Raw genomic sequence first — 18,842 nt, forward strand, 5'->3', positions numbered from 1 at the left:
CTTATTGTCCAAATTAATTTAAAATCTTAACAAATGAAAAACATTCTTTTAGCCATTCTAATTACAACTTCTGGTCTTGTAAATGCGCAGAACGACGAGGGTTTATTTGAAGTAGAATATGAATTAAATGGTCAACAATTAAAATCGTTTGCGTTTACAACAGAAAATTGTTCGGCAAGTATAATTTCAAAATCGTGGGAAAATTGGGTTTCAAATAAAGGCGGTTCATCTGGATTCTTGAAGAAACATGAAGCAAATAATATCACATTCAAAAATTCGCAAGATGTGTATAAATCAACCATCAATTTAGTTGAAGAAGAAAACGGAAAAACAACTGTAATTAATACATTGACAGACCAAAATGGGATGCAGTTTTCGTCTAGCTCGCCTGAGTTTGATAAAATTTTTGGACGATTACAAGATTTGGGCGTACATACTAAACAGGCTTGTTTACGAAATGATTTGCGACTTGGGAACGAAAATATGATTAAGCTGACAACCGAAAATGCTGCAGCACAGATGAAAAAAGGAAATTCAATCAAATCATATTTAAAAGATAATAATACCTTATTGAAATTAGAAAATAAAAAGCAACTTTTAGGCGAAAAGTTAGATTTAGTAACCAATCAATTAGAGCAAGCTTCGGCTGATAAGACTATTACTAGTTTGACAAGTAAGAAAATAAAAGCGGAGAATTCGCTGCGAGCTATCGAAGATCAAGTCGTGAAATTAAACGCAAAAATTGAAGCTGCAGAAGAAAACGATAAAGGGTTAGACGCAAAAATTAGTCAGTTAACTTCTCAAATTCAACAACAAAGAACAACAACTGAAAATTTAAAGAAGAAATATTCATCAATTGCACGATAATTGATATTAGAATCATTATATTTACAATAACAACAAAAATTATATTTTAAAATCAACTCACTATGGGATTATTTTCATTTATTAAAAATGCCGGAGAGAAATTATTCGGTGGAGCAGATACTCCAGAAGAAAAAGCAGCAAAAGTTAAAGAGCATGTTGCGAAACAAGGATTCGATTTATCAAGCGTTACGTTTTCTGCTGACGGCGAAAAAATCGTTATTTCTGGTCAAGCTTTAAACATCGACGAAAAACAAAAAATCTTAGCTACGGCTGGTAACGTAGATGGAGTAGAGGTAGTGGAAGATCAATTAACGTTGAAAACTCCATTAACTATTGAAATCCCAGACATTTCTAAAACAATGTACACTGTAAAAAGTGGAGATTCTTTATCTAAAATTGCAAAAGAAGTTTATGGAGATCCAATGCAGTATCCAAAAATTTTCGAAGCAAACAAACCAATGTTAAAACACGAGGATAAAATTTATCCAGGTCAAGTTTTATATATTCCACAGAATTAAGATAATATAAAATCATATTTAACGTTAAAACTCCTACTTAGCTTGCTAATTAGGAGTTTTAACGTTAAAACTCCTACTTAGCTTGCTAATTAGGAGTTTTTTTATTTTTAAGCACGGTTTTTGAGGATTAGTAGTTTCAATAAAAAAATAATAACATATATTCGTATAACTGAAATACAAAATAATTATGAAAGTTTCAATTTTGCCAGTAGCGGTAATCGCTGCTTCAACTTTATTTAGTTGTGTTAGTCAGAAGAAGTATGATGAATTACAAAACAAATTCAATTCAGCTTATTCTGAAAACCAAGGTTGTCAAACTGAATTAGCTGTAGCGAAAGCTAAATTAGCTAATTTCGAAAGTAACCAAGGACAATTTGAGAACACAGTACAAAGCGAAAGAAATCAAATTAAACAATTACAAGAGCAATTAAAGAATTGTATTAATGGTGGTTCTAAAAACGTTTCTGAGTTAGTAAAAGAAATCAACGAATCAAATAAATACATCAAACACTTGATTGATGCGAAAAGCAAATCAGATAGTTTGAATATGGTTTTAACAAACAACTTAACGCGTTCTTTATCTAGTAACGAAGCAAAAGATGTAGATGTTAAAGTATTAAAAGGTGTTGTATATATTTCGTTAGCGGATAATATGTTATACAAATCTGGTAGCTACGAAATTTCGCCTGCTGCAGGAGAAACTTTAAGCAAGATTGCAAAAATCATTAACGATTACAGAGATTACGATGTATTAATTGAAGGTAACACAGATAATGTGCCAATTTCTAAACCAAATATCCGTAATAACTGGGATTTATCAGCTTTACGTGCATCTTCTGTTGTACAAGCATTACAAAACCAATATGGTGTTGATGGAAAACGTTTAACTGCTGGTGGTCGTGGAGAATACAACCCATTAACTACAAATGCAACTGCTGATGGAAAATCTAAAAACCGTCGTACGCAAATTATCATCTTACCTAAATTAGATCAATTTATGGATTTAATTGGGCAAGCTCCAAAAAACTAATTTGATAAATAAATTAAATTATTATAGAAAGAGCCACTTTAGAGTGGCTCTTTTTTTGTAACTTTTTTTAAAATTTATATACAAAATGGAACTTTACTATTCTTTTTCAGTTTTAATAGTTCTTGCGGCGTTGTTTTCTTATGTTAACCTTCGTTTTTTGAAATTACCTGGAACAATCGGAATCATGATTATTGCGATGCTTGTTTCGGTAGCGATTCGTCTTTTGGGAGATAATTATTTTCCTGATGCAACAAAAGATTTATTTCAACTTTTTAATAACCTTGATTTCAATGAAATTTTGATGGGAGCCATGCTAAATTTTCTGCTTTTTGCAGGCGCAATGCATGTAAATATCTCTGATCTAAAAAATTTGAGGTGGACAATAGCCACATACGCTACAATTTCTGTCGTACTTTCAGCATTCATTATTTCGGGTATTTTATATTATTTGGCACCATACTTTGGTATTCAAATCCCATATATTTATTGTCTATTGTTCGGAACATTGATTTCTCCAACCGATCCAATCGTAGTTTTAGGAATTTTGAAACAAGCAAAAGTTCCTAAAATGATCGAGACTAAGATTACAGGAGAGTCTCTATTTAACGATGGTGTTGCCGTTGTAATGTTTGCCGTTGTTTTACAGATAGCTACAAATCCTAGCTTTGATGCAGATTTTATAAGTGTTTCGAAATTATTTTTATTAGAAGCAGGGGGTGGAATTTTATTAGGAATTCTTTTAGGATTTACAGCTTCTAACGCAATGAAAAAGATAGACGATTATAAAGTTTCTGCTTTAATTACCTTATCCATTGTAATGGGAGGGTTTTTAATCGCTAAAGAATTGCATATTTCAAGTCCATTAGCCATGGTAATTGCAGGTTTAATCATTGGCAATTATGGTAAAAAAGTAGCAATGAGTAGTACAACAAGAGATTATTTAGCAAAATTTTGGGAGCTGATTGATGAGATTATGAATGCAATTTTGTTTCTATTTATAGGTTTTGAATTGTTATTAATCGAAGATTTAATGGATCAAATTTTGTTAGGTATTGCAACTATTTTTATTGTTTTATTATCTCGCACATTATCTATTGTAATCCCCGCGCGTACACTTCTAAGAAAAAATACATTTTCAAGAGGTTCGTTAATTGTCTTAGTTTGGGGAGGAATTCGTGGAGGGGTTTCAATTGCATTAGTTCTTTCGATGCCAAACTCGGAATGGAAAGATTTGTTATTAGAGATTACATATATAGTCGTATTGTTCTCTATCGTTGTGCAAGGTCTTTCGGTTGGTAAAGTAGCTCAACGAGTGTTAAAAGAGGAGTCAGATAATTTAAAGGAAGGAGAAGCTACTTTATAGAAATTAAGAAAGCGACTAATTAAAGTTGCTTTTTTATTTAACGGAATTTTATAAATATAGATTTAGCTATCAATAAATTATTCGTTAATTTTAAAGCTAAAACCCAATAAAATGCAGTTAAAAGATTTATCAAATCATCTTAATATATCACTTGGTAGTTTACAAAATTTTATCAACGACTTTAATATTGATTTAAGTTTTTGTATTGACGAAAATTTTAATGTAACACCACAGTTTCAAGAGTTTTCAGAGAAAAATGTTGACTTCTTAAAAAAATATGCAGACGATTATTCTAAAGAAAAAACATTAGAAGAAATAGCAAAAACAATTGGAGTAACGAATGATGATGTACTTAAGTTTTTTATTTCAAGTGGTGTTCCTCCAGAAGTTGCCAAACAGATGAAAACTTCCGTTTCGAGTTATTTAATACATACTTACATCGGTGGAAACTATCCTTTTATTGAAGAAGCTTTCCCGAAATGCGACGATTATGCGACAAAAAGTTTGGTAGGATATACAGATTTATATTTTTACTTGACAGATATGTTAGATCCGTTTATTAGTAGTAATCAATTAGAAAGTTGGGGAATTTCTAAACCAGCTGGAATGATTTTGTACGGAGCGCCAGGAAGTGGTAAAATTTATTGGGCAAAGAAAATAGCTGATATGATTGGTTACGAATTTGTCCATGTCTACAACGATTATTTATTGGGCAACTATAAAAATAAGAAGAATGCTTTTTCTGATTTTTTGACAAAAAAAATGAATCAACCCAAAACATTATTGTTTATTGATTCTTTTGATGATTTACTAACAACAAATACCGAAAATAGTTTTTATCCAGAAACAATAGAGTTAATTTACTCTGTTTTACGTCATATCCAGAAAGATGATCGTCAAGAATTATTAATTGTTGGTTCGGCAGAATCTTTAAATAATCTAAATGACGAAATTGTTGCGCCTGGCAGATTTGATTTACACATTCCAATTTTTCCTCCAACTTTGGATGAAAGAAAGCAATTAATTTTACATCATCTTACAAATAATCTTTCTCAAGATTCTCCTTTATTAACCATTTTGAAGAATCAAAATGCTTTAAGTAAAGATTTCTGGACGCCTTATGCTGCGGAAATGAAACTGTTCTCGAATACGATGTTGATTGATTTTACTCAGTCTCTAAAGAAACGTTTGTATGCATTGTATCGCAAAGATGAAACGAAGAATATCGTATTGACAGATAAGATATTATTTTCAGCATTCCAAGAAGCAAAAGCAAAGCTGACACCTGATTATTTGAAGCATTTAGCAATATTCTTAACAGAAGCTAAGCAAAATGTTGGACAAGATTTTCCTGCTCGTTTGATAGAAATTAATGGAGATTTAGAATTTTATTTGAAAACAAAAGAAATTCCGGTAACTAAAATTGGGTTTAAACAAACGGAAGAAGCTTCTGAAGAAAAACCACAAGTTTCTGTTGAATCATAAAATAGAAAAAGCGCTCATTTGAGCGCTTTTTTATTGATTTATTGTAAAACTTAAGTCGTTTTAAATGTCATTAATAAAATATTTCCCTTATAAAGATGTAATTCTTTTCCTGAAACTTCGTAACGATTAACATTCTTCAACATTGATAAAAAGGCTTTTTCTTTACCAATATTAGGACAAGCCATTTTAGTCTCAGAAAAGTTGACAAAACTTACAACCCCACTTACTTTAGTAAAAGTAGCAGTAAAATTATTACAACCAGAAAAACCAGTTACAGTAGAATTAGCTTCGTCTATTTTTAAATTTACATCCTTATCATACAATCCTTTTACAACATCATTGTCATTTACTAAAAACCAATTTTGATTAGAAATAGATACTTCTGACTTTGGTTTTAGTTTAACAGCAGATGTCGTAGTAGAACAAGAAGTTGCAATAAACATTGCGATAAGTGTTGCACAAAAAATAGTTGATATCTTCATAATTTTTCGGATTATTTTATCTTAATTCAGCACTAAATTTTTCTTGATACAATTTGATTAATTTATTCATTAAACCATCAATTTCTTGATCGCTTAATGTTTTATTTTCATCTTGAATCATAAAACTTAAAGCATACGATTTTTTACCAGCAGGTAATTTATCTCCTTCGTAAACATCGAATAAATTAACGGCTTTCAATAAATTCGTTTTCACTTCAGTAGTAGCTTTGTACAATTCTTCATACTTCACAGAAGAATCAAGTAACAAAGCTAAATCTCTGCGAGAACCTGGGAATTTAGAGATTTCTTTGTATTTCAAATCGTGTTTGTTTGCCAAAGTAACCATTGCATCCCAATTTAATTGAGCAAAGAAAACATCTTGATTAACGCCTAATTTTTTCGCTAATTTTTTGTTGATAATTCCAAGTTTTCCTAATGATTTTTGACCAGCAACAAATTCAATACCATCTAAGAAATTATCATCTTTCGCTGGTAATTCATCTGTAATTTGAATATCTAATCGAACAAAAATTTGTTTAACCAAACCTTTCAAATCAGCAAACGAAGCTTTACGTAAATTTCCTGTCCAAGATTCGCTATTAAAGTTTCCTGAAAGAACGATTCCTAAACATTTATTTTCTTCGTAAATACCATCAATTTTGCGGTAAACTTTCCCAAATTCGAATAATTTAACATCCGAATTACGACGGTTGATATTAAATGCAACATTTTCTAATAAACCATTCAATAAAGTACGACGCATTACAGCTAAATCAGCCGAAAGCGGATTTAACATGGCAACACTTTCTCCTTCTGGATAAAAGAAAACTTCTTCGTATTCTCTTTTTGTTAACGAGTTATTCATCGCTTCATTGAATCCGAAAGAAATCAATTGACGCGCAATAAAATCTTCGATTTTATCTGGACTAACTTTTTGATTTGGAACATAAGAAAACGAGAATTTTGAAGGAATTTCGATATTATCGTATCCATAAATTCTCAAAATATCTTCGATCAAATCCACATCACGTTGTACATCTACACGATAAGCAGGAACTTCTAAATCTAAAATTCCATCATTTTCTGACAAAATTTTAATTTCTAAATTCTCTAAAATCGATTTGATTTTATCTTCAGGAATTTCAACTCCTAATAATTCAACCACTTTATGTAAACGTAATTTTACGTTAAAATCTTTGATAGGATTTGGGTAAATATCATCAATATTAGATGCAATTTCAGCTCCAGTAATTTCAACTAACATTATCACTGCTTTTTTCAACGCATCGATTGTTGTGTTAGGATCAATTCCACGCTCAAAACGGAAAGAAGCATCCGTATTTAACGCATGTGCTTTTGCACCTTTACGAATTGTTACAGGCTCAAAATAGGCTGATTCTAAGAAAATGTTTGTTGTCGCGTCTGAAACTCCAGAATCTTTTCCTCCGAAAACTCCTGCAATACACATTGGATTATTCTCGTTGCAAATCATCAATTCATGTCCTTTTAATGTACGCTCAACGCCATCTAAAGTTGTGAATTTTGTTCCTTCTGCTAATTTCTGAACGATAACTTTATTTCCTTCGATTTTGTCAGCGTCAAAAGCATGTAAAGGCTGACCTAAATCGTGTAAAATATAATTAGTAATATCAACCACATTATTAATTGGCGATAATCCGATAACTTTCAAACGATTTTTTAACCAATTTGGCGACTCAGCAACTTTTACATTTTTCAAGTAAACACCTGCATAACGAGGCGCTGCTTCTGTATCTTTAACCTCAATAGAAATAGGACTTTTTCCGAAATCTGTCGTAGGATAATTTGATACATCATATGTTTTGAAAGTTGAGGCGATATCACGAGTTTTAAGCGCAGCGTGTAAATCACGCGCTACACCAAAATGTGACATTGCATCTGCACGATTTGGCGTTAAACCAATTTCGATTTCGTGATCAACTTCATCATTTTTTCCGAAAAGATCAAATGTAGAAGCTCCAGGTTTTAAATCTTCTGGTAAAACTAAAATACCAGAATGATCTGTTCCGATTCCTAATTCTACTTCAGAACAAATCATTCCGAAAGATTCTTCACCACGAATTTTTGCCTTTTTGATTTTAAATTCACCATCAGGAGAAGGTAAAACCGTTCCGACAGTTGCCACAGGTACATTTTGACCTTCCGCAACATTAGGAGCACCACAAACAATTTGCGTTTCTTTTCCGTCTCCTAAATCTATTTTAGTAACTTTTAATTTATCTGCATTTGGATGAGGCACAGCTGATAAAACTTTACCAACTAATACGGTTTCCAAATAATTTTTAGCTCCACCTACTTGCTCTACACCTTCTACTTCAAGACCTGTACTTGTAAGTGTAGCAGACACTTCATCAAGTGTGATATCTGTATCAATGTAGGTTTTTAGCCAATTGTATGAAATTTTCATTGTATTGTATAAATGAATTTTATGTATTCTTTTTAATTATGCGTTTAGCATAACTGGCATTACTAACATTAAGATTTCTTCACCATCTTCTAGTCCATCAACTGGTTTGATGATTCCTGCACGATTTGGTTCAGACATTTCTAATGTTATTTCTTCTGATTGTAAATTGTTCAACATTTCGATTAAGAAACGAGAATTGAAACCGATTTGTAAGTCTGTTCCATTGTAATCACAAGGAAGTCTTTCTTCTGCTTTATTTGCAAAATCGATATCTTCTGCAGAAATTGTTAAAGAATTTCCAACTAACTTCAATCTAACTTGGTTTGTTGTTTTGTTAGAGAAAATTGCCACACGTTTCAAAGATGTTAAGAATAAGTTTCTGTTAATCGTTAATACGTTTGGATTTTCTTTTGGAATTACCGCTTCATAATTAGGATATTTACCATCAATTAAGCGACAAGTTAACACGATGTTTTGGAAAGAAAAACGCGTATTTGTATTGTTATATTCGATTGTTACATCGTCATTATTTCCTCCTAAAATATTTTTCAATAAGTTAAGTGGTTTTTTAGGCATGATATACTCAGCAGCTTGTAAATTGTCTAAACCGTTGCGTGTATATTTTACCAAACGGTGTGCATCTGTTGCAACAAAACGGAAAATATCTGCATTTGCTTGAAAGAAAACTCCCGTCATAATAGGACGTAATTCGTCGTTTCCTGTAGCAAAAATAGTTTTGATAATTGCCTCTGATAAAATACTAGCACCTAATGTTGTAGAACTTGCGTCTTCGATATCTGGCGTTTGAGGATATTCATTTGCGTCTTCGAATGCTAACTGATAATTTCCTTGTTCTGAAACAATTTCCAACGTATTTCCTTCTTTTTGAATAAAAGTAAGTGGCTGTGCTGGGAAAGTTTTCAACGTATCTGTTAAGATTTTTGATGGAATTGCAATTTTTCCACTGTCGTTAGACTCAACCTCTAAAGTTGTTGAAATTGTAGTTTCTAAATCAGAACCTGTAATTCTTAATTGACTTCCATCTAATTCGAATAAAAAATTATCAAGGATTGGTAAAGTGTTATTAGAGTTAATAACTCCACCTATTAAGTTAACATTTTTTAATAACGTGTTGCTCGATACAATAAATTTCATATGAAGAGTAATTTCCTTAAAATATCTAACAAATGTAATAAATAATCAAGTAAAAAACTCATACCTATACATTAATTATTATACAGAAAGCCTTGTTGTTGATAATCAGTTAGAAAGCTGATATAGATGTTTTGTTATTATTTGATTAAATTTTCTTTGACTAAGAAATTTTTGACTCGTAAATTTGTCTCGTATATCGAGACTTTTAACAATTCTTTTTGACCAAATCTCATCCAAAAAGATTAATTTGAATTTAAAATAATATTCTATGAAAATTGAATTGAATTTAGATGAAAAAAATGGCGTTTTTATGCTTCTTGACGATAATAATAAAGAAGTTGGCGAATTAACTTTTATGTTGAAGGATGAACAAATGTTGATTAATCATACAGGTGTTAATCCAGAATTGAGAGGGCAAGGTTTGGCAGAAAAATTAGTGTTAGAAGCTGTAGATTACGCAAGAAAAAATCAATTAAAAATTAGACCATTTTGTAGCTATGTAAGTGTTTATGTTGGTAAACATCCAGAAGTACAAGATGTAATTTAGAAAATTATGAATTTAGAAAAAGTTTTTGAACACAACCAAGAGTGGGTAAATAAACGTTTAGGACAAGACGAACAATATTTTGATAAGCTTTCTGCTGGACAAAATCCGGAAGTTCTTTACATTGGCTGTTCAGACAGTCGTGTTACAGCAGAAGAATTGTTGGGAGCTGAGCCGGGAGAGGTTTTTGTGCATCGCAACATTGCTAATATGGTTATTAGTTTGGATATGAATACCACTTCTGTTTTAGATTACGCGGTGGAGCACTTAAAAGTGAAACATATTGTGGTTTGTGGACATTATAATTGTGGTGGTATTAAATCTGCAATGATTCCAAAAGATTTAGGAATCATGAATCCTTGGTTACGCAGTATTCGCGATGTTTATCGTTTACATTCTGAAGAATTAAATGCAATCGAAAACGAGGGAATGCGCTACAACCGTTTGGTAGAGCTAAATGTGCAAGAGCAATGTGTAAATGTTGTGAAAAATCCTTTCGTGCAGCGTGCTATGAAAAATGGGCTAGAAGTACATGGTTGGGTATTTGATTTGTTTACAGGAAAACTGATAGATTTGAATTTAAACTTTGATAATATCTTAGAAAACATCAAAGAAATTTATGATATAAACGAGTAATTTTAACATTTTATTAAGTTTGGTATAATAATTGTTCAAACTCTGTTAACCAAACTATATCAATGTTTAAGAATCGTTGGATAAAAAGAGTAAGTATCGCACTAATAACTATTATTGCGATACTTTTTGTTTTAAGTTTTTATATTACTTACTTTCTGAATAATCGACTTCCAAAAATTATTGCAGAAAAAAACGATACGGCTTATAATTTTACTTACGAAGACTTAAGTTTTTCCATTTTTAATTCATCACTTTCATTAAAAAACGTCGAAGTTTCACCTAAAGATTCTTTGATGATAAAAGACTCTATTGACGCAACAGGAACAGTCAAAGAAATAGATGTTGTAGGAATTAATTTTTTCAAATTGATTACCAAAAAAGAAGTTGCGGCACTTTCTATTAACATTAACAATCCTTCTGTAAATTATTATCTAAAAGAGAAAAAGGACTCTGTCAAAAAAGATACAGCGCAATCAAAAGTTGGGCAAAATATTGATGTTTCTAACGTAAATATCAACAACGGCGAGTTTAATTTATACTCTCAATCTGGGAAAAGACATATCGCAAATGTGTCTAATTTTTCGATTGATTTTGATGGCGTTCGTTTCAATGAGCGAACTGCGGATAAAAAGATTCCGTTTAAATATTCTGCTTTTGACATCAAATTAGATTCGATGTTTTTTGTAGTAAAAGACAAACAAATTATTAGAGCAAGAAAAGTTCGTTTTAATGAAACTGATTTTGAGTTGGATAATTTCTCGATGAAACCACTTAAGATGAATGGTAAATTGTATGTTCCTAACGATTCTGAAAGTGATTTGTTAGATATAGAAACTCCATTACTTTCACTTTCTAAGATGGATTGGGGATTTACGTCGGAAGATAAATTGTATTTCAAAACGGATTTAATTCGATTTAAAAAACCAAAAATTACCATAATTGCAGCAAAACCAGAGAACAAAGTTGATAAACAATTAGCGAAGAAAGTAACGATCAAAACGGATGCAGCGGAGTTAATTAATATCAAAAAGTTACAAATAGAAAATGGTAAAATTCGTTCTCTTTTCTCCAATGCAACAACAGTAAAATATGCAATAAATAATGTTGTGCTGAATATCGAAGGAATTAAAATGAACGATTTGACGCGTACAAATGACATTCCGATTGATTACAAAACTTTTCGTATTAAGTTAGATTCAATGTATTATCGTTTAAACGAAATGCACACGTTAACTGCAGCTAATTTTGATTTAACAGAAAAGAAATTGATTCTGAAAGATTTTAAAATGAAACCATTAATTTCAAAGGATCAATTTAATCAAAATTTCACGAAGTCAAACATGTTACTTGATGTCGAAGCGCCTATTTTAACGTTGAATAACAATAGTTGGGGATTAAAAGATAATCAGTTCTATTTTCATACCAATTCAATCAAATTAGATGAAGTAAATGTGAAAATTATTGATCAAAAGAATAAAAAAGTTATAGCAAAACGAGTAGATAAAGCTGCTAAAAAGTTTTTGATAGATTTTAACCTTGGGATAGATACTATTCAAATCAAACATTCACGTTTTATTGCATCACAAAAATTTGATTTCAATAATGTTAATTTAACTGTTCTTGGTTTGGTTAATGTTTACGGAAAACAATTACACATAAATGATGTGATTTTGAAGAATCCAAAATTTACAATTTTTGGTCAACCAAGACGAGTTGCACAACGTGAAGGAAAAACCTCTAAAGAATTCAATGATATAATAAAAGTTGATAAAATTTCGTTGGTAAATGGACATTTGGATGTGATTCCTTATCAACAAAAAACGCCGAATTTAACATTGAAGCAAATTCAGTTAGCATTTAATCATATTAATGTTGATCCAAAAACAATTCAAGAAGCGATTCCTTTTTCGTATAAATCTGTGTTGTTAAAATCCTCAGGAATTGATTTCGATTTAGGGAAAACGTATAAAATGAATACTGGAGCTTTGCAATTTCAGAATGGAAATTTGACGTTGAATCAATTAAAATTAACACCAAAACTTTCGCGAAAAGCATATACAGCTTCGCTTAAAAAACAAGCCGATTTGTACACTGTTTCTGTTAATCAATTACAAGGAAATGGAATTCAGTGGGGAATATCACCTTCCAAAGATTTCTTTTTGAAAGCGAATAACATGAAACTCAATCAGCTTTATGCTAATATTTATAGAAGTTTGTTGCCACCAGAAGATACAAAACGTAAAACATTATTTTCGCAAAAATTACGCGAAATGAAATTTGATTTGGGTGTGAAACAATTACAATTGGTTAACTCTAAATTAGAATATGAAGAAGAAACCGAGAAAAGTATTGGGACAGGAAAATTGACTTTTTCGTCTATAAATGCAACAGTTAAAAACATTAATTCGGGTTATCGCAAAAAATCATTACCAGATGTCAAAGTTGATTGGCGTTCAGAATTTATGAATGGAGATTTGCGTGCAAATTGGACATTTAATCCAATGAATCGTTCAGAAAAATTTAATATTAATGGTTCAATTTCAAAACTTCCTGCAAAAAATCTTGATCCTTTTGTAAAACCATATCTTAAGGTTTCTGTTGATGGATTTTTCAATCAAATAAAATTCAATTTTGATGGAAATGATAAAGTTGCTGGAGGAAATTTTGGAATAGATTATCAAGATCTAAAAGTGAATGTTTTGCGTGACGATGGTTCAAAACGAAAATTATTATCAGCGGTTGGAAATGCGGCGGTAAAGAATGATTCTCGCGGAAAAATGAAAGAAGAGAAAGTAGAAAATATCGAACGAAAACAGGATAAATCATTTTTTAATTTCTTTTTAGCTTGTATCTTGGACGGTCTTAAAAAAGCACTTTTAATTATTTAAGAAAATGAAAAGAACAGTCTTCATAACCGGAGCAACATCTGGCATAGGAATGGCGACAGCAAAGAAATTAGCACCAAATTATCGTTTAATTTTGTGTGGACGTCGTCAAGATCGATTAGATGAAATTCAGGCAGAATTGAGTCAAATTACGGAAGTTAAAACCATTCAATTTGATGTAAGAGACAAGGAAGCTGTTTTTAATGCAGTAGAAAGTTTAGAAAATGAGTGGAAAAATATTGATGTTTTAATCAATAATGCAGGAAATGCACACGGATTAGCACCTTTTGATACAGCTGATTTGGAAGATTTGGAAGCGATGATTGATATCAATGTAAAAGGATTAATTTACGTTTCGAAAGCAATTATTCCAATTCTTAAACAATCATCAAATGCGCATATCATCAACCTTTCTTCGATTGCGGGAAAAGAAGTTTATCCAAATGGAGGAACATATTGTGCGTCGAAAGCGGCGGTAGAGTCTTTGAGCAAAGGAATGCGTTATGATTTGTTACCTTACGGAATTAAAGTTTCCAATATTGCGCCAGGAGCGGTAGAAACAGAATTCTCTTTGGTTCGTTTCAAAGGAAATCAAGAACTTTCGGATAATGTTTATAAAGGTTTCGAGCCATTGGTAGGTGAGGATATTGCAAATGCAATAGAGTATTTGTTGCAACAACCAGAACATGTGCAAATTGCCGATCTTACAATCTTCCCGAAAGCGCAAGCTGGAGGAACGGTTATTTATAAAGGATAATTTATTAAAATATATTTATTTGAAAGCCTCTATTTTAGAGGCTTTTTATTTCAATATTTTCTCATAACAAACACTTTCTTCTACATCTTTGTATTGATCATAATTTTCGATTCGTGTGTAATCACATCGTTCATACAAAGCAATAGCTTCGGGTTGTTTCAATCCAGTTTCCAAAATACATCGTTTATAACCTAGCTCGATTGCCCAATTTTCTAACTCATTCAACACTTTAGCTGCAATTCTATTTCCTCTAAAATCAGGATTTACATACATTCTTTTCACTTCCATTGTTGTATCAGAATAATGTTTTATAGCGCCACAACCAACAGGAGTTTCGTTTAAATAGGCAATAACAACGTGATTTATTTTATCTATTTTATTGAATTGTGAAAAGAAAGAATGAAATTCTCCATCTCTTATCGCTAAATCTTTATCTAATTCTGATACCAATTCTTGAAAATCTTTGTTAGATGAATCGGTTCTGATGATTTTTACTGAATTCATTTTATTGCTTTTCCTCAAATTTAATAAAACTTATATTTTTGGAACACTAAATTCTATTTTGTTCATCGGTTTTTTTCGCTTGCTTTGCGTCTTTTACTTTCTGATTTCCGAAGTTGTATTTCAAATTCAACATAAAATATTGCGTATCGCGATAATCTTTGAAATATTGATTTTGATTTGCATATTTCGTAGAAATCGTATTGCGATCGGTTTTAAAAATATCATTGAAAGTCAATCCAATTTCGAAACGTTTATCCCATATTTTTTTGTTTAAAATCAAATATGTATTTTGAGAAGAACTAATATTGAACGAACCTTGAATTGCCTTTGAATTGTATTGATATCCAGCCGAAATATTAAATGTTTTTGCTTTGTCTAAATCCAATTGCGTGCTCAATGAAAGGTGATAAAAAAAGACATCGTTTTTGTATTGCAGATTATCTGGACCAAAATAATAGTTTTGATTATATTCTCCCATCGCAAATAAATTCAGTTTCCACCACGATTTTAGATTGAAATTTTTCGAAAGATTTGCTCCAAAAGCTTCTCCATTTTTGATGTTAGTAAAATGATAAACCGTTTCAAAAGTTTCAGGATTTTGAATAGAAATTTCCATCGCTGGATTTTTTTCGTAACGATAATAGGCTTCGAAATTCCAATCTTTTAAAGTGTACGATAAACTCAAGTTGTGAATAATCGTAGAAATCGCATTGGCATCACCCTGAAAATAAGAAAACAGATTATAATATGATTTTGAAGGATTCAAGAAATTATAGTTAGGTCGATCAATTCTTTTTCCATAATTCAACCCAATTTGTCCAGCATTTTCAAAATTATACATGACGTATAAAGTTGGAAAAAGATCGGTGTTTGTTCGTTTATTTTGGCTAATTGGATTATCAGAAATCGTGTTTATAAGAGCAGTTTCAGATCTCAAACCAGCTTTTGCTTCCCATTTTTTCCATTTGTAATTTCCAGAAATATATAAAGCAAAAATCTGTTCTTTGTAATCAAAAATATTACTTTTTTCGGGTTGATATTCGATTTGATTTTGGATCGATTCAAAGAAATCTAAATCATTATTATTTTTCACAAAACTATATTTCGCTCCCGCTTCCAAACCAAAATTTTCTTCGGTCAAACTATAATCAATTTGAGTAGAAAATAGATTCAATTTTTGAAGTGCTGCACTCAAAAAACGATTTTCTTCATAAGGTTTATCTTTGAAATTCAATTTCGTCAAAACATCTTGGTTTTCTTTGTAATATCGATGACTAAAATTATTGCTCCATGTCAAATTATTTTTCCCAAATTTTTTGTCATAAACCAAATATGTATTAAAATTATTTGAAGCCTCGCGACGATGATTTTGTGTTTTGTAAAATGATTCAAGTTGATTATTCGTTGTATTGTAAATATTTGTTGGAACGTTATAATTTCCAATTGACGCAGGATTTCTCGATCCATTTATTCCAAACTGAAAATTTTGCAAACTATCAATTGAATACTGATAAGCAAAATTGTAAATGTGTTGTTGTTTCGCAACAGTTCGACGAATCATATCACTTTCCCAGCGTGTTTGATCTTTTTCATAAGTTGTTACATCAAAATTCTTGCGAACATATTTTCCATTCACAAAATAATAACTTCCTGTCAATTGCCATTTTTCTGTGTTGTAAGATTGCGAAGTTCCTATCATTCCTTTGCTATAAATCGATTGATGATAGCGTGTCGCAATTTGCCCTTTGTAACCAGAAAGTACATTTTTTTTCATTTTAATGTTAATAATTGCGCTTCCAGAAGCTTCATATTTTGCAGGCGGATTGGTAATGACTTCAACCGAAGAAACTGTGGCACCATCTGTGTTTTCCAACAATTGTTTTAAATCATCTTGAGACATTAATGTTTTTTTATCATTAATTGTGACCAAAATCTGCGTATTTCCTCTCACACTTAACTGTTCATTTTTTAGAAGAACATTTGGCGTGTTTTTCACGATATCCCAAGCACTCAAATTTTGCAAAGGCGTATTTTCAACATTAAATTCTATTCGATCAATTTTTCGCTTCAACAAAGGTTTTTGACTAGAAACAACAACATCTTTTAAGTTAATTGTTTCATCTTTTTGAAGTGTGATAATCAAAGAATTCTCTGAATTAGCTTGATATGTCTTTTCAAATTCTTGGTAACCAAATTCTTTAATATAAAGTGTAAATGATTGGGCTTGATGAAGCTCAAAATTAAATTCGCCATTTACATTCGATTCAGTTATAATTGGATCGTGTGAAGGAATTTCAACTTCAATAGAACTGTTTTTGATGGGTTGATTTTGTTCATCTATAATTTTTCCAGAAATAATTTGTGCGATAATTAGATTTGGAAGTAATAGAAAAAATGTCATTACTATTTTCATCGTTCAGATTTTTAACAAATCTCTTCCAAGTTTCAATTTTACTTGGTTAATGAACGGTTAACGAAGCGTTAATGTGTGATTTATGAAGAAAAACAATGTATTTTTGAGTATGATTTTTTCCAAAAAATATTATTCAATTTTATTTTCTTTTGCATTGTTGATTTTACTTGGCTTGCAAACGTATTACATCTATAATTCTTATCGATTGATTGAAAAAGATTTGAAAAAAGAGGCTCAGGAAATAGCTTTGAAAGTGATGAATTCAATGTCAAAATACGAAACAGATTCTAATGATGATAAGATTCTAGATTATTTCAAAAAACTGAATCATGATGAAAAAAAACAGTTTGATGAACTACAGATAATCCAAACTAAAGTAGATTATAATTTTAAGATTTATACTCCAATTGTAGATTCTCTTTTAGATGTTTATTCTAAAGGAAAAGATTTTCAAATCGCACTTCGTACAGATGTTTATTCGGTTTATGATGAATTGAATCATAAAGAATTATTGTCAAATAAGAATTATGTGATTTATGAAACGACAAATAAAATTGCTACATCAACTAATATAAATCAAAGTGTTTGGTCATCCGATGATATTTCTAATCAATCAGATTCTGATTTAGGAATTAATAAAAAGGAGCGGCATAAATATAAAATAAAAGGAAAAACAGATTACGAATTATTGAATCTGAAATTTTTAGTTTTAAAGAAAATAATTCCTTTAATTATTGTGAGTTTATTAATAATTGCGCTAATTGTTTTTTTGTATTGGAAATCGCTTCAAAATTTATCGAAACAAGAAGAAAAAATTAATCAATTACATTTAACAATAGACTCTATTGCGCATGAATTGAATACCCCAATTACGACGATGAAATTCGCTTTACATCAAGTTAAACACCAAGAAACAAAAGAAATGATGAACAGACAAATTAATCGTTTGGAGGAAACGGTTGATTCTATTTTCACAAAAGAAGGTGAAAATTCTGAGTTGTTAGATGAGGTTATTTTGAGTGAAATTATTCAAAAAACTAAACTTCAATATCCGGAAATCAAACTTATTCATCAAAATGTTTTTGAGAAAAATAATGTATTGAAAATTAATGATTTTCAACAAATTGTTCAGAATTTGATTGAAAATTCAGTGAAATATGGAGCTTCTGAAATTGTATTAGATTTTAAATTTCGACATGAAGTAGCATTGAGTTTTTCGGATGATGGAATTGGAATTCCTACAAATGATCTTCCGTTTGTTTTTGATAAATATTATCGTGTTAATCGCTCTATCAACCAAAATGTAAGCGGTTTGGGTGTAGGATTGTTTTTAGTGAAAAACATTATTGAACGTTATTTAGGAACAATTAATGTTGAGAATAATATAGACAAAGGTGTTCAATTTTTAATCGTTTTGCCGAATGAAAACTAAATTAATTTTAGTCGAAGACGATCAAGATTTGGGAACAGTTCTTAAACAATATCTCGAATTTTCTGATTATGAAGTAATTTGGTTTGATCATCCACAAAAATTATTGAACGAAGTAGAAACGATAAAATCTACTCAATTAATCATTTTGGACGTGATGTTACCTGAAATTGATGGTTTTTCATTAGCAAAGAAATTAGCCGAAACTGTAATCTTCCCCTTGTTAGGAACATTTAAAAGTATAGTTTTTATTTAATATTATTGTATTATTATTTTGATTAATTTGAAATGTAGGAAAATCATTAGGATTTTTGACCTTACCATATTT

The 18,842-nt window shown here is 30.7% G+C and carries 16 protein-coding genes; 11 read left to right on the top strand and 5 right to left on the bottom strand.

Features of this window, described 5'->3' with window-relative positions; translation table 11 throughout:
- The first annotated feature begins 33 nt into the window (after positions 1-33).
- The 5 genes from QHG34_RS14075 to QHG34_RS14095 all read left to right on the top strand — a co-directional run bounded on the left by QHG34_RS14075 (position 34) and on the right by QHG34_RS14095 (position 5,263).
- Positions 34-867, top strand: coding sequence for a coiled-coil domain-containing protein (locus QHG34_RS14075; protein WP_282630867.1), 834 nt, complete (start codon positions 34-36; stop codon positions 865-867).
- A 62-nt stretch (positions 868-929) separates the two neighbouring features.
- Complete coding sequence (gene lysM, locus QHG34_RS14080; RefSeq protein WP_282630868.1) at positions 930-1,385, top strand: peptidoglycan-binding protein LysM; 456 nt, start codon at positions 930-932, stop codon at positions 1,383-1,385.
- Positions 1,386-1,572: 187 nt separating this feature from the next.
- Positions 1,573-2,415 (top strand): flagellar motor protein MotB, encoded by an 843-nt coding sequence (locus QHG34_RS14085; RefSeq protein ID WP_282630869.1) that lies wholly within the window; start codon positions 1,573-1,575, stop codon positions 2,413-2,415.
- An 85-nt stretch (positions 2,416-2,500) separates the two neighbouring features.
- Positions 2,501-3,778: a cation:proton antiporter gene (locus QHG34_RS14090; RefSeq protein ID WP_282630870.1), complete on the top strand. Its 1,278-nt coding sequence runs from the start codon at positions 2,501-2,503 to the stop codon at positions 3,776-3,778.
- A gap of 111 nt (positions 3,779-3,889) precedes the next feature.
- Positions 3,890-5,263 carry an AAA family ATPase gene (locus QHG34_RS14095; RefSeq protein ID WP_282630871.1) on the top strand — a complete coding sequence of 458 codons (1,374 nt, stop codon included), beginning with the start codon at positions 3,890-3,892 and terminating at the stop codon, positions 5,261-5,263.
- A 50-nt stretch (positions 5,264-5,313) separates the two neighbouring features.
- Here the strand turns inward: QHG34_RS14095 and QHG34_RS14100 are convergent, their stop codons facing one another.
- The 3 genes from QHG34_RS14100 to dnaN are packed head-to-tail and all read right to left on the bottom strand — an operon-like array spanning position 5,314 to position 9,346.
- Positions 5,314-5,745 (bottom strand): META domain-containing protein, encoded by a 432-nt coding sequence (locus QHG34_RS14100; protein WP_282630872.1) that lies wholly within the window; start codon positions 5,743-5,745, stop codon positions 5,314-5,316.
- Positions 5,746-5,761: 16 nt separating this feature from the next.
- Complete coding sequence (gene pheT, locus QHG34_RS14105) at positions 5,762-8,191, bottom strand: phenylalanine--tRNA ligase subunit beta (RefSeq protein ID WP_282630873.1); 2,430 nt, start codon at positions 8,189-8,191, stop codon at positions 5,762-5,764.
- A 36-nt stretch (positions 8,192-8,227) separates the two neighbouring features.
- Positions 8,228-9,346, bottom strand: a complete 1,119-nt coding sequence (gene dnaN / locus QHG34_RS14110) for a DNA polymerase III subunit beta (RefSeq protein ID WP_282630874.1) — start codon at positions 9,344-9,346, stop codon at positions 8,228-8,230.
- Positions 9,347-9,614: 268 nt separating this feature from the next.
- Here dnaN and QHG34_RS14115 point away from each other — a divergent pair, with 268 nt between their 5' ends.
- From QHG34_RS14115 to QHG34_RS14130, 4 genes are all read left to right on the top strand, one after another.
- On the top strand, positions 9,615-9,893 hold the full coding sequence (locus QHG34_RS14115) for a GNAT family N-acetyltransferase (RefSeq protein WP_282630876.1): 279 nt from the start codon (positions 9,615-9,617) through the stop codon (positions 9,891-9,893).
- Between the two features lie 6 nt (positions 9,894-9,899).
- Complete coding sequence (locus tag QHG34_RS14120; protein WP_282630877.1) at positions 9,900-10,526, top strand: carbonic anhydrase; 627 nt, start codon at positions 9,900-9,902, stop codon at positions 10,524-10,526.
- Positions 10,527-10,588: 62 nt separating this feature from the next.
- Positions 10,589-13,414 (top strand): hypothetical protein, encoded by a 2,826-nt coding sequence (locus QHG34_RS14125; RefSeq protein ID WP_282630878.1) that lies wholly within the window; start codon positions 10,589-10,591, stop codon positions 13,412-13,414.
- Positions 13,415-13,418: 4 nt separating this feature from the next.
- A complete protein-coding gene (locus QHG34_RS14130) occupies positions 13,419-14,168 on the top strand; it encodes an SDR family NAD(P)-dependent oxidoreductase (protein ID WP_282630879.1) in 750 nt (249 codons plus the stop codon).
- 45 nt (positions 14,169-14,213) lie between these two features.
- On the opposite strand, the gene QHG34_RS14135 is transcribed toward QHG34_RS14130, so the two are convergent.
- Together QHG34_RS14135 and QHG34_RS14140 are read right to left on the bottom strand one after the other, a co-directional pair.
- A complete protein-coding gene (locus QHG34_RS14135; RefSeq protein WP_282630880.1) occupies positions 14,214-14,672 on the bottom strand; it encodes a GNAT family N-acetyltransferase in 459 nt (152 codons plus the stop codon).
- Between the two features lie 46 nt (positions 14,673-14,718).
- Entirely contained in the window at positions 14,719-17,085 is a 2,367-nt protein-coding gene (locus QHG34_RS14140) for an outer membrane beta-barrel family protein (RefSeq protein WP_282630881.1), read from the bottom strand.
- An 82-nt stretch (positions 17,086-17,167) separates the two neighbouring features.
- Between QHG34_RS14140 and QHG34_RS14145 the strand changes: the two genes are divergently transcribed.
- Both QHG34_RS14145 and QHG34_RS14150 read left to right on the top strand, forming a co-directional pair.
- Positions 17,168-18,517, top strand: a complete 1,350-nt coding sequence (locus tag QHG34_RS14145) for a sensor histidine kinase (RefSeq protein WP_282630882.1) — start codon at positions 17,168-17,170, stop codon at positions 18,515-18,517.
- On the top strand, positions 18,507-18,770 hold the full coding sequence (locus QHG34_RS14150) for a response regulator (RefSeq protein WP_282630883.1): 264 nt from the start codon (positions 18,507-18,509) through the stop codon (positions 18,768-18,770). The genes QHG34_RS14145 and QHG34_RS14150 overlap by 11 nt, the downstream gene beginning before the upstream one ends.
- Positions 18,771-18,842 lie beyond the last annotated feature (72 nt).

Source organism: Empedobacter sedimenti (assembly GCF_030005555.1).
Lineage (GTDB): Bacteria > Bacteroidota > Bacteroidia > Flavobacteriales > Weeksellaceae > Empedobacter > Empedobacter sedimenti.